Annotated in this window: 14 protein-coding genes; 9 read left to right on the top strand and 5 right to left on the bottom strand. The window is 42.6% G+C overall.

All coding sequences use genetic code 11. The features are described from left to right. Positions 1-155: 155 nt before the first annotated feature. From CN378_RS20965 to CN378_RS20975, 3 genes are read right to left on the bottom strand one after another with little or no spacing between them, the layout of a single operon-like run. Entirely contained in the window at positions 156-1,295 is a 1,140-nt protein-coding gene (locus CN378_RS20965) for a Ger(x)C family spore germination protein (protein ID WP_098354447.1), read from the bottom strand. Then, positions 1,292-2,404, bottom strand: a complete 1,113-nt coding sequence (locus tag CN378_RS20970; protein ID WP_098354448.1) for a GerAB/ArcD/ProY family transporter — start codon at positions 2,402-2,404, stop codon at positions 1,292-1,294. Before CN378_RS20970 ends, CN378_RS20965 begins: the two co-directional genes overlap by 4 nt. Positions 2,405-2,416: 12 nt before the next feature. Further along, positions 2,417-3,931, bottom strand: coding sequence for a spore germination protein (locus CN378_RS20975; RefSeq protein WP_483295108.1), 1,515 nt, complete (start codon positions 3,929-3,931; stop codon positions 2,417-2,419). Between the two features lie 148 nt (positions 3,932-4,079). Here CN378_RS20975 and CN378_RS20980 point away from each other — a divergent pair, with 148 nt between their 5' ends. From CN378_RS20980 to recQ, 5 genes are all read left to right on the top strand, one after another. Then, complete coding sequence (locus tag CN378_RS20980) at positions 4,080-4,211, top strand: YuzL family protein (protein WP_098354450.1); 132 nt, start codon at positions 4,080-4,082, stop codon at positions 4,209-4,211. A gap of 221 nt (positions 4,212-4,432) precedes the next feature. Beyond that, positions 4,433-4,648 (top strand): cold-inducible protein YdjO-related protein, encoded by a 216-nt coding sequence (locus CN378_RS20985; RefSeq protein WP_034758928.1) that lies wholly within the window; start codon positions 4,433-4,435, stop codon positions 4,646-4,648. Between the two features lie 135 nt (positions 4,649-4,783). Next, positions 4,784-4,918 (top strand): hypothetical protein, encoded by a 135-nt coding sequence (locus CN378_RS23060; RefSeq protein ID WP_257141227.1) that lies wholly within the window; start codon positions 4,784-4,786, stop codon positions 4,916-4,918. A gap of 112 nt (positions 4,919-5,030) precedes the next feature. Then, entirely contained in the window at positions 5,031-6,629 is a 1,599-nt protein-coding gene (locus CN378_RS20990) for an amidohydrolase (protein ID WP_257141228.1), read from the top strand. 127 nt (positions 6,630-6,756) lie between these two features. Continuing rightward, positions 6,757-8,886, top strand: a complete 2,130-nt coding sequence (recQ, locus tag CN378_RS20995; RefSeq protein ID WP_098354451.1) for a DNA helicase RecQ — start codon at positions 6,757-6,759, stop codon at positions 8,884-8,886. Positions 8,887-8,938: 52 nt separating this feature from the next. Here recQ and CN378_RS21000 read toward each other — a convergent pair whose 3' ends face one another. After that, positions 8,939-10,540 carry an ABC-F family ATP-binding cassette domain-containing protein gene (locus CN378_RS21000; protein WP_098354452.1) on the bottom strand — a complete coding sequence of 534 codons (1,602 nt, stop codon included), beginning with the start codon at positions 10,538-10,540 and terminating at the stop codon, positions 8,939-8,941. 523 nt (positions 10,541-11,063) lie between these two features. Between CN378_RS21000 and CN378_RS21005 the strand changes: the two genes are divergently transcribed. From CN378_RS21005 to CN378_RS21015, 3 genes are all read left to right on the top strand, one after another. Continuing rightward, a complete protein-coding gene (locus CN378_RS21005) occupies positions 11,064-11,246 on the top strand; it encodes a YkvA family protein (RefSeq protein WP_306465463.1) in 183 nt (60 codons plus the stop codon). A 151-nt stretch (positions 11,247-11,397) separates the two neighbouring features. Further along, the gene (locus CN378_RS21010) at positions 11,398-11,826 is read left to right on the top strand and encodes a DUF4395 domain-containing protein (protein WP_098354454.1); all 429 of its coding nucleotides are present in this window, start codon (positions 11,398-11,400) and stop codon (positions 11,824-11,826) included. Positions 11,827-12,255: 429 nt separating this feature from the next. Beyond that, the gene (locus CN378_RS21015; RefSeq protein WP_098354455.1) at positions 12,256-14,187 is read left to right on the top strand and encodes an endonuclease MutS2; all 1,932 of its coding nucleotides are present in this window, start codon (positions 12,256-12,258) and stop codon (positions 14,185-14,187) included. Between the two features lie 207 nt (positions 14,188-14,394). On the opposite strand, the gene CN378_RS21020 is transcribed toward CN378_RS21015, so the two are convergent. Further along, entirely contained in the window at positions 14,395-15,123 is a 729-nt protein-coding gene (locus tag CN378_RS21020; RefSeq protein WP_098354456.1) for a ZIP family metal transporter, read from the bottom strand. Between the two features lie 129 nt (positions 15,124-15,252). Here CN378_RS21020 and CN378_RS21025 point away from each other — a divergent pair, with 129 nt between their 5' ends. After that, positions 15,253-15,768, top strand: coding sequence for a YhcN/YlaJ family sporulation lipoprotein (locus tag CN378_RS21025; RefSeq protein ID WP_098354457.1), 516 nt, complete (start codon positions 15,253-15,255; stop codon positions 15,766-15,768). Positions 15,769-15,837 lie beyond the last annotated feature (69 nt).

Here is a 15,837-nt window from a genome sequence, read left to right on the forward strand (position 1 = left end):
GTGAGACCCCGCAGGAGCGAAAGCTGTGAGGAGGCTCGCCTTCCGCCCGAGGAAAGCGAAGTCTTGCACGGAAATCAACAGCGGTATAACACGTGATCTAATTGTTCGTCTTTAGAGTGTATAGATTTAGTTATGTCCCAGCCTCATTTCCGTTTTTATTCTATGACACCGGTTCGAATGATATTGTTATTCACTTTCACTTCAAATGTGGCTTCCTTGTATAACTTGTCCCACTCTTTCCTTGTTAAATCCTGGTGGCCCCTTACACTTTTGTATTCGGTTCCAAAGCCAATCGGATCTGTTCCTTCCTCCTTTAGCATCTGGAGGGTATCCCTTATGTTCTTTTCAATATATTTCCCTATCTCGTCTTCAAGGAATCGAAGGGCTTCAGGTTCAGACAGCTTCATTTCTTCTGACATTTCAAGTAATCTGGACTTAAGGTCCAATTCCACCCTGAAAGAAGGTTTCTCTTTATTTTCTGCTTTGATCGTATGAGATGATTTTATACTATCGATCATAATATACACCCGGTCGTTTTCCGGACCTGAATGCAGGCTTGATAAGTAGGGCTTGAACTTCTCTAATGGCAGTTCCACCTCGACACTTCCGGCGTTGTAATCTTCCATTAAAGAACGAATGAAGAAAATCTTGTCTCTTTTTAATTCTTTAACGAACTCATCCCTTGTAAATAAAGCGAAACCGTCTACCCCGACCTTGCCATTTGCTGCGGTCAACAAGGGGAGGATGGGATCTTTACCGACGCTTCCGTAATCCGTGATGAATTCCTGCAAGGTGGGAGAAACAAGCATTTCTGCTTCTACGTTTTGCCTGACTAAATTGTATAAGTAGGTCCCCCTATTTGAAGGTTTTTCTTCCATTTGGTACGTCAGGACTTCTTCTGCCGTCGTATCGGCAATGGTTAAATACACCATATTCCCGATTGAGGAATCTCGTTCGAGCGTATCCACTAAGTGAGAGATCCCCTTCTCAGCAAGATCTCTTCCGTACACAACAATCCTCAACTGTCCGGACACAAGCTTGTGATCCGATTCTAGATTTTGTGATAATCGGATTCCTTTACTTGTCTTTGACGTGCTTGTCAGAACTTTTTCAACATCCTCCATGGCAGGATTGAACTGATAGAGGACCAACGTTCCGGTGATTTTTTTGTCTTCAGCCTGATCATATCCTACAGCGGTGATCAGGCCGAGCTTTTCTAAATATTTCGTCTCCACGCAGCTGCTTAAGAAAAAGGAGGAGAAAGAGACCATAAGGAGTAAGACAACTTTTTTCATGCATCCACACCCTTTTTCTTTTTAACAAATTGTTTTGACTTGACCAGGATAAAAAGGCAACTGGGATATATGAATGAGAGGATAAAGCTTGTGGTCCCGACCTTATCCGTAATGGTATTCATCAATAGACGGTCATTAACGAATAAAGATAATATCCAAAGCAGTGATGCGAAGAGATAAATGGATTTCTTCTGTGAAAAATCAAAAACTCTCTTCATTCCCCTTGATGCTACCCAGAAATACAAGCAAATATTAGGAAGGATGACTAACATCCAAAATGAGACGGCGATAAATTCGAAACGCTCAAGATTCGGAATCCTCAAGATCTTGAACATGGACAGCACCGGCCATATGGTCTTTAAAAGAGCATCCTCAGAGAAAAAACCAATGCTCACAATGGTCACAACTGTGAACAAAAAGGTTGAATAGCCTGCTCCGATGAGCGCGTATTTAAATACTTTTTTCTTTTCTTTAATGTAAGGGTAGACGAATAACACCAAATCAAAGCCGATGATGGTAAAACTCGTTTTATAAACGCCCATCATGATTTCTTTTGGCGAAGAGGTCAAGACGGGTTGGAGGTGGTTGAAGTCCATGAATTTAATAGGGGTATAGATCATGAATAAAAGCCAGAAAGCCAGGATAAGACCGAAAAATGCGATTCCGACTACTACCCTGATCCCTCCCAACACTCCATAAACCATTAAGAACAGCAACAGACCCATCAAGAGCCATGTTGGAATTTTCGGGAATATCCACGCTTGGACCATCTCGATATAATTCATCAGTATCACGTAGGTGACACTCAGGTAATATCCGATATAGAGTATATTAAAAGCTTTGCTGATCCATTTTCCATACACATCCATATGGATGCCATACAGGTCGGCACTATTATAAGTTTCAAGCATTTTCACCATCAAGAATAGAACGAATGAAACCAATATCCCAGATAGAATCACAGAGATCCATGCATCCCTATTGGCTTCCATGTAAATGATGCGTGGTAGTCCGGCTATTCCCACCCCGGTTTGGGCTGTATGTATAATAAACATGATCAAAAAAGCGTTAAACATCAACCGTTCTTTCGGATTCACATTGATCTCCACATATTTCACCCTTTACTCGTCAACGTCTTTTTTTATTTTTGCTTTCTTCATGGGAATGCGTCCCTCATCGATGGGATGATTGGATATCGGGCGCTTGACTAAAAACTGATATGGAAGTCGAAATAAACTGTACTTCAAATCTGAAAATCTGAATGGATAGATGGGGGATAAATAGGGTCTACCCAGTGTTGTGATTTTCAGTAGATGAATGAGTAGAAAGCAAAAGCAAAACATGATTCCTACCCCGCCATATAATCCTGCCATGAGAATGATCGGGAAACGGATGATCCTTACGGCAGTCCCTATCGCGTAACTTGGCGCAGTGAACGAACCAAGTGCAGAGATCGCAATGATGATGATCAGGATGTTGCTGGTGAATCCAGCTTGGACCGAAGCCTGTCCGATGACTATCCCTCCCACGATCCCCATCGTCTGACCTACCTTTGTAGGGAGTCTCGCTCCTGCTTCTCTTAACAGTTCAATGATAAACTCCAATAATAGTGCTTCGAATACAGGGGGAAAGGGGACATTTGATCGTGACTGTCCCAGTGATACCAAAAGAGCGGAAGGAATGACTTCATAATGGTACGTTAAAACAGCTACATATGCAGGAGTCAAAAGGATAGAAAAAAAGATGGCTACAAAGCGGATTAATCGAAGGAACGATCCCATGTTCCATCTCATATAAATATCTTCTGTCGATTCAAAGAAATTCATAAAGGTGGATGGACCGATAATCGCCGTAGGGCTTCGATCCACCAGTAAGGCGATCTTTCCGTGAAGAAGGGTGATGGTGCATCGGTCCGGAAGCTCAGTCGTGATGAACTGTGGGAAAAAGGTATATGAGTTATCTTCGATCATTTGAGCAAGTACCGTTGAATCTATGATGCTGTCCACTTCAATTTCTGTAATGCGCTGTCTGAAGGTATTGACGTTCTCTTCCTCTGCAATATCCTTTATATACACCATTTGAACCTTTTTCTTCGTTCTTGATCCGATCATAAAAGTCTCAACGCATAATTTTGGATCGTTGATGTTCGACCGGATCAGATTCAGATTCTTTGTGATGGATTCGGTGAATGAAATTTTCGGTCCGAATACCAAAGATTCCGTTTCCGCTTTCTCCAAAGCCCTGGTGCCCTTATCCGCTACATCCGCCAATACCCCGTGAGTATCACCTTCCTTAAAGATATAGGCGGTCCCGTTGACAAGATTATCTACTACGTCAGTGATGGTATTGGTTGTTGTAAGCTTGGCAATATTGATCGTATCTTTGATTCGTTGATGGTTTAGCTCTTCGATGGATTCTTCAAGTGGCCGAATGATGCTATCCTGCATGGAAGTTGCATTAACCAGGTCTTCAAAGTAAGCGACAGCGATTTTCTGACCATCTTTCGTGATGGTCCTGAATACTAAATCTTCACTATTGCTTACTAAAGAAAGCAATTCCTTGTGAAAGGTCTCAATATCAAAGCTGTGGGGGGACCCCAGGTCTATATCCTTCTTGACTTCTCTTCGTTTGAACACAGATTTCAACACCCTAAACCTTAATTTATTGATTAGACTTCCCATGTAGTCGCTTCTTACTCATGAAGATGCAGGGTTAAACGTTTTTTTGAAACGGTATACATAAAAAGCATGAATGTTGGAAAAGGTAGGGATGGAGGTGAATCAGATGAGTAATAAGAAAAAGGATGCATCAAAAGCAGTTCTTGGTTCTTCTCAAGTAGAAGGACAAGGTACGACGAGTCAGGAAATGCCAGGTGGAGTGAAGGTGCCATCATCCCGGAGTAAACAGAAAAAATAACTTTTTTTCTCCTCCTCCTTTACATAATCACCTTACTTCGGCGTTGATATATTAAAATGGAGTCAAGTATGATATAATGGTAGTAATCGATGCATTTAATCCGATTATTTAACGAAATATTACTGACCACATACTATCTGCAGCATACATTACCACATTCATCATTTTCCTGTTAGAAAGCATAGCAAGGAAATCCTACTTACCTTAAAGGAGGACGTTCAATGGCTTTTGGTCGTAGAAATCAAGTTGAGGAAGAAATCAAGACAGAGGAAACAAAGATTTGGGCTTGTTCCGCTGAAGATTGTAAGGGCTGGATGAGAGATAACTTTAAAAGTGAAGATACACCTAAGTGTCCGCTATGTAAAGAAGATATGGTGACTTCAACCAAGGTGTTGCAAGTGGTGGATAATCCCCATCCTACAATGAAATCATCCTGATGGATCACAAAGAACCAATCCCCTGATTGGTTCTTTTTTTCTTTCCTCTTGAATCCATAAATAAAAAAATGTTTAAACTCTTTTTTTACAATTGAATAGTATGTAATGTATTTATGTATTAAAGGAGGGAGCATCATGTCCAAGAAAGAGAAAGAAGTAAAAAATACTTCCACTGAAACCGATCGTAAAGAAACAGTATGGGACGGCTTTTGGAAGCTGTCTAAGTCTGTTGACGAAAATAAAGAAGAAAAAACAGTGAAATGGTTCTGATGAAGTGAAGGGACTGTACATGGGTGTGAATGCGCATGTACAGTTTTTTTATGTTTAATCAAGTCAGATAGAGGTAAAGAGAAACATAACCAACTTGAAGGAGGAAGGTCCATTGAAGTTATCAAATGTACGATTGTATGACGGCTTGGGGTATACTGATCCAACTAAGAAATACAATGTAACGATCGAGGATGGAAGGATCGGGGACATTATTGAAGGAGAGAAGCAAGGAACGGAAGATGAAATCGATGGGATGGAAAGGGTGCTGTCCCCTGCATTTCATGACTCACATATGCACTTTTTACGGTTTGGATTAATGAAGAGAGAATTGGATCTCAGGCATGTAGAAAGCTGGGAAGAAATGAAAAAGGAAGTGCTTGAATATTACCCTGAAATGGAAGAAGGGGACTGGGTTGTTGGAAGGGGTCTGAATGATGGCAACTTTAAAGATCGACAAGAGCTACTGACAGGAAAGGACCTGGATGAACTGCATTTACATACGTACATGTTTTTTCTTCATCAGGACGGTCATGAATGCGTCGTGAATCATAAAGTGCTCGATTTACTTAAGGAAGAAGATGAATTTAAGGACATTCCTGATGCTTTTAAAGAAACAGATGATAAAGGGGAATGGACAGGGCGGTTTAAAGACAGTGCCGTTCACTACATCAAGCATCACTTCCGTGGCCGAAGTTCCGATGATGCCAAGGAGGCGATCAAACAGGGGATTCCCCACATGCTTAAACACGGAATCACAACCATACACACGGATGACTTGAATTTCATCGGGTCGTATGACCGGCTATGGACGGCCTATAGCGGGTTGGAGAAAGAAGGAGAGTTGCCACTAAGGGTCTATTTGCATCATTATATCTTTAAAAAAGAACACCTGCAGGATTTTCTTGAACGTCATCCCCACCGCACGGGTGAAGGGAGCGATCATGTCAAGGTAGGCGCCGTGAAAATCTTCCTGGATGGGACTCAGCGCCTTCATACTTCTGCCATGAGGATTCCGTATAAGGACCAGCCCGATACGACCGGTACGTTGATTTATTCCCAAGAAGAGTTGAATGACCTGATCAGGCTGGCAAGCGAAAATCGAATGCAGGTGGCCATGCATGCCATCGGTGATAAAGCCGTAGAACAGGCCATTACGGCACTGGAACAGGAAGAGGCCCGGACCGATACCTATCACCACAGGATTATTCATGCCCAGACATTAGGTGAGGACTTACTGTACCGTCTGGGAAAAATCAAACCCACCATTGAAACCCAGCCTTCTTTCTTAATGGGGGAATGGGATCAAAAGGAGAAATGGGTCGGTGAAGATCTGGCTCCCTATTGTGATGCGTTTAAGAGCATCATCAATCATGATGTCCCTTACACATTAAGCTCTGACTTGCCTATCGGCTCCATCGATCCGTTCGAAGGTATGTTTGCTGCCGTCAACAGGACCGATCTCACCGGTAGACCTGAAGGAGGATGGCAGCCTCAGGAGAAGCTGACGGTAAATGAGGCATATCGTGGATACACATCCATGCCGACCCTTATCGAATTAAATGAACCTCATAATTCAGGAACCATCTCCCCAGGGGAACGCGCCGACTTCATCTTGCTGGATCGACATCCTTTGGAAGTTGCAAGTGATGATCTGCACAACATCAGGGTGGTAGAAACCTGGCATGATGGTAAGAAGGTTTATTCGGTATAAGTAAATGTCGAAGCCCCCACTAGGTGCAGGGGGCTTTTTTTCTGGAAACTTATAGACTTCCTATTGGCACGTCCACTTATCTTTAATAAAATATAGGGATAAGAATGTTATTTTTGGAGGGAAGCTCGTGATCGCAGAAGCAAAACAGGTATTAAAGCAGTACTTTGGTTATGATGAATTCAGGGACGGTCAGGAACGCATTATTCAATACATATTAGACGGGAAAAACACGGTCGGTATTATGCCGACGGGTGGGGGGAAGTCTCTGTGTTACCAAATCCCCGCACTGATGCTTGATGGCGTAACCCTTGTAATTTCCCCTCTCATATCCCTTATGAAAGACCAGGTGGATTCATTAATACACCAAGGGATCCCGGCTACCTATATTAATAGTACATTATCGACCAGTGAAGTAGAGAATAGAATGGAAGAGATTTCTTTAGGGGAATACAAGCTCGTTTATATCGCTCCTGAGAGATTGGAATCATTTGGATTCGTCCGTTTTCTCAATACATTGCCCATCCCCCTTGTAGCTGTGGATGAAGCACACTGTTTATCCCAATGGGGCCATGATTTCAGACCGAGCTATCTAGGCATCTACAAGGCAGTGAACCAGCTGCATTCAAACCCCACTATCCTGGCTCTCACAGCAACCGCTACCCCTCAAGTTCAGGAGGATATCCTTCATCACTTACATATTCCTGATCAATATAAGGTGTTAACTGGGTTTCAGAGGACGAACTTATTCTTCCAGGTGGTGAAGGGGGAAGACCGAAAGCGATGGGTGGAAAGGTATGTAAAGAAGAATCATCAGCATTCCGGCATTATTTACTGTGCTACACGCAAGGAAGTCGAAAATCTATTTATGCATCTTGAGAAAAAAGGTTTCTCCGTCGGAAAATATCATGGCGGTTTGTCTGATGGCGTAAGACAGGAGCAGCAGGAAGCCTTCCTGAATGATTCCATCACGATCATGATTGCGACCAATGCATTCGGGATGGGGATCAATAAATCGAACGTCCGCTTTTGTATTCATTATCAAATCCCCAAGAATATGGAGGGATATTATCAGGAAGCGGGCAGGGCCGGCCGTGATGGAGTGGACAGTGAATGTATCTTATTATTTTCACCTCAGGATATTCAAACTCAGAGGTACATCATCGACCAGAACATCGTCAATCAGGAGCTGCACGATAATGAGATGCAGAAACTGCGGGATATGATTGATTTTGTCCATACAGAAGCGTGTCTGCAGAACTATATCTTAGCGTATTTCGGTGAACAGATAGACGAAGCATGCGGCCATTGCAGCAACTGCCTGGATGATAGGGAATCTGAGGATGTAACGAGAGAAGCACAAATGGTTTTATCCTGCATGATGCGAATGAATGAAAGGTTCGGGACCTCACTCATCAGCGGTGTACTAACGGGTTCCAAGAATAAAAAAATCCTGGATTGGGGATTCGACCGGTTATCCACATATGGATTGATGAAAGAACATTCCCAGAAGGAAGTCGGCCTGTTCATCGATTATCTGATTTCAGAGGGGGTCATTCAAGTAGAGGGAGGGAGCTTTCCTATCCTCAGGGTTTCCTCCAAAGGTAAAGAGGTATTGATGGGGGAAAGAAGCGTAACGAGAAAGGTACAGCCTACAGTTACAGCCATCATTCCTAAAGAAGATGGATTGTTCCAGGCATTGCGGACACTCCGTAAGTCGATTGCGGATTCAGAAGGAGTACCACCTTTCGTTATTTTCTCTGATAAGTCACTTCAGGACATGTGTGTAAAGAAGCCGAAAACATCAGAGGAATTCATGCAGGTAAGCGGAGTCGGTGAAAACAAGCTGAATCGGTATGGGGAAATCTTCATAAAAGAAATCTCCGCTTTCTCACTTGAGAATCCTGAACATGAAGTCGAGGTCGTCAAGCCTTCCCGACCACGGAAGACGAGTCAATCCGATACAGCGTCCCATTTAATCAGTTATGAGCTGTTTAACAATAACATGGATGTAAAAGCCATTGCCAAAGAGCGGGGGATGACCACGGCAACGATAGAAAATCACATCATCCGTTCTTATCAGGAAGGCGTTACGGACGACTGGACCATCCTATTTACAGAAGAAGAAGAAGCTCTGATTGAAGAGGCGGTCTCGAAAGCAGGGACGGACCTCCTGAAACCTATCAAAGAAGAATTGCCGAAACATATAAGCTATTTCCAAATTAAAGGATACTTGGTTAAACACGGACAGTATGAGTAAAAAATGAAAAAAAGCAGGCGCCCGTCAGGCAGCCTGCTTTTTCTTGTCAGTATTAAGCTTTCATTGCAGCTTTCATTTCCAGGAATTCATCATATGTTGTTTCTTTATCGATGACACCTTCTTCAGTGATCTCGATAATACGATTGGCGATTGTTTGAATGAATTGATGGTCATGGGATGCGAAAATCATGGCACCCTTGAAATTGATCAACCCATTATTCAATGCCGTGATGGATTCCAAATCCAAGTGGTTCGTAGGTTCATCCAAAAGAAGAACATTTGATCCGCTCAGCATCATTTTGGATAACATACAGCGGACTTTTTCTCCACCGGATAGAACACTCGGCTTCTTCAATACTTCTTCCCCGGAGAAGAGCATACGGCCTAAGAATCCGCGAAGGAATGTTTCACTTTCATCTTCCGGTGAGTATTGACGTAACCAATCCACAAGGGAAGGTTCATTTCCTTCGAAATACTTGGAGTTTTCATTCGGGAAATAGGCTTGGGATGTCGTCACTCCCCATTTGAACGTACCGCTGTCCGGTTCCATTTCACCTGCAAGTATTTTGAAAAGAGTCGTCTTGGCAATTTCATTCGCTCCGACCAGGGCGATTTTATCTTCTTTATTGAGGATGAAGGAAACATTGTTTAAGACCTTTACTCCATCAACTGTTTTTGAAAGACCTTCAACACGCAGGACATCGTTTCCGATTTCACGTTCCGGTTTGAATTGCACATACGGATAACGACGTGAGCTTGGCTTGATGTCATCCAAGGAAATTTTCTCTAACGATTTTTTCCGTGAAGTCGCTTGTTTCGATTTAGAAGCATTCGCACTAAATCTGGCAACGAAGGCCTGAAGCTCTTTGATTTTTTCTTCTTTCTTTTTATTCTGATCCTGAGCCATTTTCAGTGCTAATTGGCTTGACTCATACCAGAAGTCGTAGTTTCCGACGTAGACTTGGATTTTTCCGAAATCAAGGTCGGCAATATGTGTACACACTTTGTTTAAGAAGTGACGGTCATGGGATACAACGATGACTGTGTTCTCAAAATTGATCAAGAAGTCTTCTAACCACTGAATCGCCTGGATGTCCAAGTGGTTGGTAGGCTCATCCAGTAAAAGAACATCCGGCTTGCCGAACAGTGCTTGTGCCAATAGTACTTTTACTTTTTCTCCACCGGTCAGTTCGGACATTTGTTTCGTGTGGAGATCTTCGTTGATTCCCAAGCCTTTTAGTAAGATGGCAGCTTCGGATTCAGCTTCCCAACCGTTAAGCTCGGCGAATTCACCTTCTAATTCTGCCGCTCTCATACCGTCTTCGTCTGAGAAATCTTCTTTCATGTAGATGGCATCTTTTTCCTGCATGACTTCATATAAACGGGTATGTCCCATAATGACGACTTTCAGCACTTCATATTCTTCATATTCAAAGTGATCCTGCTTTAAGACAGCAAGGCGTTCACCGGATCCCATGGAAACATGGCCGGTCTGCGCTTCGATTTCTCCTGAAAGAATCTTTAAAAATGTTGATTTACCAGCACCGTTTGCTCCGATAAGTCCGTAGCAATTCCCTGGATTGAACTTTATATTCACGTCTTCGAATAATTTTCTATCCCCAAAACGTAAGCTTACATCTGATACCTGAATCATATGTGATATACCTCCTAATACTCAATCTAAAAGATTATAACACGCGAGTATGCTAAAAAGATAGAGTGTTGGCAGGAACAGTGATAAATTTACCGGGTATTTACATAAGGAAGAGGTATACCTTGGACATTCATCAGGGGGTTAGGAGAGGAGTGGGAAAACGACATCAGTATAGAAATTTATAGTGGAATTGCTCTATATGGGAGTGATTTTTGGATCATTTCCCCAAGAGACATAGAGGCCCTGGCACAAATGCATTTGTGCCAGGGCCTCTATGTCTCTTGGGGACCTTTCAGCAGAGCTGAAAGGCGAGGGAAACGTCCGTTTCCCTCGAATGAGCCAAAAAACGATGCTAAGTAATAGCAGATTCTTTCCGTGGTTTTGTGTGCTATGATAACGTTATAAAAAAACAGACAGGTGATGAGGTATGGTAAGGTTCGTGAAGCGGGTGAGGTTTCTTTTTAATGTTCGGAGGTCGGTCCCTTTTTTGGTGGATTTTTTTCGGTCGGGGGATGTTTCGTTTGTGAAGAAAGGATTATCGGTGGGGTTGGTTGCATTCTATTTCTGGCTGCCCCTGGATTTGATTCCGGATGTATTTCTCTTATTGGGGATTGTCGATGATCTGGCTGTGTTTACCTTTATCCTTCAGCTCATGGTGAAGATGGCTCCTGAGGAGTTACAAAAAAGATATGAGTTAACGAAATGAGGCCGAAGAGCAGACTGTTCTTAACTTATAAAGAAGAAAACCGAAAACAGCCAAAAATGGGCTGCCGTTTTCGGTTTTTTCTTTTGATTTTTTCAGCTGCATCCCATACACTATAATTACACTAATTCCAATCAGAAAGGTATGAATTAAAATGGGTTCAGCTACAACCAATTCAATACCAAGACCATTAGTTCAACTAAATCAATGGTTCATCGTTTCAACCGTTGCCATTTCATGGGTTTTTCAAATAGAGTATTTCTTACTGCTTCCCTTCATAGTGGGGATGTCGGCTTTATTATTTAAATACAATCCCGTTATAAAGGCAGGGAAGTTATTTTTAAAGAAAGAACCTTCCTCTTATCCACCGGAAGACGCTGACCAGCAGCAGTTCAATAATATCATTGCGGTGAGCTGCTTAGGTGCTGCAATCATTAGTGCACTGGCGGGGTGGAGCACAGGATACTATCTGTTCTCAGGAATGGTCTTTCTCGCTGCATCCGTCGCTCTTGCAGGATTCTGCATCGGGTGCTTCATCCGCTTTCAGTGGAAAAGGTTCCAATATAAACGGTCATTACAATAACCTATTGACAAAAGAAGGGAATCCATCGTAAACTAAAATTGAATTTAAATAGTGTATACAAAGGGAGTATGTTATATGTTAGGTGTCGTTCTTAACTAACCGTGAAATGAATACGGACATTTTGCAGGCAATGGCCTTTTAAAACAGGCTGTTGATCAAGCTTATTTAGCTATACCTTCAAAATGTAGTTAAGAACAATGGTCATAGCATACTCAACCTTTTATCAGGAGAGCTGTGTCTTTGTGCACAGCTCTTTTTGTGCGCAATTCCGCAAGTCACGTCGTCTTTTCAACCGTTTGGAGTTGAAGGATTTACCTGTTTGCGTACCGACGGGCATTAAATGATGGGGGGGATTGTATACGAGTGAGGGAAGACCACAATGGACATTGTTCGTTGTGGTCTATTTTTGTTTATATGGAGGAAAATACAATGAATGAAAAAACGTTTCAAACACTGGAATTCAACTCAGTGAAAGAAGAACTGATGGGATTTGCCCTGACGGAAGAAGGAAAAAAGGAATTATTGAACTTACAGCCGTCCACCAATATCCGCCAGATTGACATGCGCCTGGATGAGGTGACGGAAGCCGTACGCATATTAGAGAAAAGTGCCAGTGTGCCGATTCATGCTTTAGACGGGGTAGAAAACATCATGGCGAATCTGAATAAAGGAGTGCCGCTTAGACCCGATCAGCTCACAGGCTTATATTATTTTCTGGATGCATGTAAAAAACTTAAGAAATACATGGAGGATAAACAGTGGCTCGCACCGAGGGTTTCATCATACGTTTATTCCATCGAAGACATTCCTGATCTAGGAGAGGAAATCAATCGATGCATTCGAAATGGCAGAGTGGATGATTATGCGAGTAAAGAGTTATTGAGGATACGAAAGCAACTGGGAATTCAGGAGGATCGGTTAAAGGATAAAATACAATCGATCGTAAAATCGGCAAAATACAAATCTTTCCTTCAAGAATCGATCGTGAGTCAACGAAACGGCAGATATGTCATCCCGATCAAGAAAGAATTCAGGGGGAAGATGAAAGGGGCGGTCTTGGATTCTTCAGCCTCCGGTTCAACCCTTTATATCGAACCGGAGGAGTTAAGCACACAGCAGGATCAGCTTCTCACTTTTAAACTAGAAGAAGATCGTGAAGTCGAAAATGTTCTATGGACATTGACGGGAATGGTTCAAACATACGAGCCGCAATTAAAACTCGCGATCGAAACCATGGTCCATTACGATGTATTGTTTGCCAAAGCGAAATATAGCCGCTCTTATGACGGAGTGAAGGCAATTTTGAATGAAGATCATCGAATACACTTGATCAATGCCGTTCATCCGCTGTTAGGGAAACAGGCAGTCCCACTATCCATCAAGATGGGGGAAGGATTTCATGCATTGGTCATCACCGGCCCCAATACGGGAGGGAAGACCGTCACCATCAAAACGGTTGGGCTTCTCACCCTCATGACCCAATGCGGTCTTCACATTCCCGCAGGTGAAGGCAGTGAAATCAGCTTGTACCAGCAAATCCTTCTGGATATCGGGGATGGTCAGAGCCTTCAGCAGAACTTAAGTACATTCAGTTCCCATATAAAAAATATAATTGACATTTTAAAGGATACTAACGATCGGTCCCTCGTTCTATTGGATGAGCTCGGCTCCGGTACAGATCCTTTGGAAGGAATGGGTCTCGCTACAGCCATTTTGAATCAATTATACGAAAAGGGAGCCACTATCCTTGCCACTACCCACTATAGTGAAATCAAACATTTCGCAGAAGAGCATGATGGCTTTATGAATGGCAGTATGGAATTCAACATCGACACTCTGCAGCCAACGTATAAGCTTATCGTCGGCAAAGGAGGAGAAAGTCAGGCATTCTCCATTGCCTTGCAGCTGGGGATGCATCCGGAGATCATTGAGAAAGCCCATGAAATCACCTATAGGGAGAAAAAAACATACAGCCTGGGCGAAGTCGACTATCATTTGAAAAAGGAAATGGAGAAGCAGGTCATCGTAAACAAGCACAAAAAAAGGGAGCATAAGAAAAGTCTGAAAGAAAACAGGGCCATTAAATCCTTCGTAAGAGGAGATAATGTCAAAATCTCCCCTGAAGGAGAATTTGGGATTGTATATGATGGTCCTGACGATACAGGGGATTACACGGTACAAATCAAAGGGGAGAAGAGAACCGTGAATCATAAACGACTCAGTCTGTATGTATCTGCCAAGGAGTTGTATCCGGATGAGTATGACTTCGATATTATCTTTAACTCCAAAGAAAATCGGAAGAAGAATAAGCTCATGGGGAAACGATTTGTAGAAGGGTTGACCATCAATCACGAAGAGTAAAAAGAAAGAGGCTGGGACAAAAGGGTTNNGACCCCGCAGGAGCGTTAGCGACGAGGAGGCTCGCCTTCCGCCCGAGGAAAGCGAAGTATTGCACGGAAATCAACAGCGGTATAACACGTGATCTAATTGTTCGTCTTTAGAGTGTATAGATCTAGTTATGTCCCAGCCTCTTTTTCTTCGGATTTCTTCATGCTTTCCCAAAAAAATTCAGGACATATGGGTCAAAATAAAGGAAAGAATGATCCCTAAGGAAGAAAGGAAACCGACAATGGGCCCTCCTTCCTCATACGCTTCCGGCATCATCGTGGAAGAGACCATGGCCAGTAACCCGCCGGCCCCGAACGCTCCGATTATGTAAGAAGTGCTTTCAGGGGCATTTTGTAAAAAGACATACCCAAGCATGGAGCTTAGCGAAGAAAGAATGACCACACTTCCCCACAGGTAAAGAATTTTCTTTGTGCTATATTGATCCAGCTTTAATCCGATACTGCTCGATAATGATTCAGGCAGGTTGCTGATGAAGATAGCGATGATGAATACCCACTGCATGGATTGGCTTTCGATAAAGCTGACACCAATGATGATGGACTCCGGGATGGCATCCATGATGGTACCGACATAAATGGCTAATCCAGAGTGGCCATGGGGATTTTTCTTCGAACGCTTTCTTTCGCTTCCGCCTTTTTTAGATATGAATATTTCAAATAATGTAAAGATGAGGGCACCTAGTAGGAACATGGATATAAGATACAACAGATCCGCTTTGCCCTCCGCCTCACTTAAGAGATCAAAGGTGGCCGACCCGATGATGAGTCCCGTCCCCAAAGCCATGATATATGCGACAACCTTTTTAGGTATATGAAGAAATATTCCCATGAAAGCCCCGATTAATAAGGACAGACTGGCTGCTCCTCCCCATAAAGCCGCCTGAAACATCAAGATCACCTCCAAAGATATGTACATTCGAGTTTTCCCCATTTGTGTATTGGATTAAACACTGATGATTGAATAGTTTTAAGTAACTGTGGGGATAGTAAGATTGAATAAAATTTAGGAGGCAAAGAAATGAAAAAATATCTGTTGATTTCCACTATAGGATTTATGTTCATGCTCACTGCGGCAGGCTGTGGGACAAGCAATAATATGAATGAAGAAGGCCAGCAGATGAACAACCGTAATCTGGAAAGAGTAAACTACAAGAATGACCAGGCAAACAGGGATTATGTGAATGACGGGATGATGAGAGAGAATTACTCACTTGCCGATCAAGAAGCAAATAAAGTTGCGGATCTCAAAGAAGTGAAAAGTGCTTATGTTCTGACGACTGATCAAAATGCATATGTCGCTGCTGTACTTGAAGATAACAAGAATGGAAACGTTTCTAAAGAATTGGAAAAGAAAATCTCAGATCAAGTGAAAAGCCAAAATGGAAGCATCAATAATGTGTATGTGTCCACTAATCCAGATTTCGTAGACCGCATGAGAGGGTATGCCGATAAAGCACGAAATGGAAAACCGATTGAAGGATTTGGTGAGGAAATAGCGGATATGGTGAAACGCGTATTCCCGAACAGAGGATAATTTTATTTAAGAAAAGTCGAACTTTGTTTCGGCTTTTTTTATTTGCCCATAGGAAATAGATGGATTTTT

The organism is Bacillus sp. AFS015802, from assembly GCF_002561455.1.
Lineage (GTDB): Bacteria > Bacillota > Bacilli > Bacillales > Bacillaceae_B > Rossellomorea.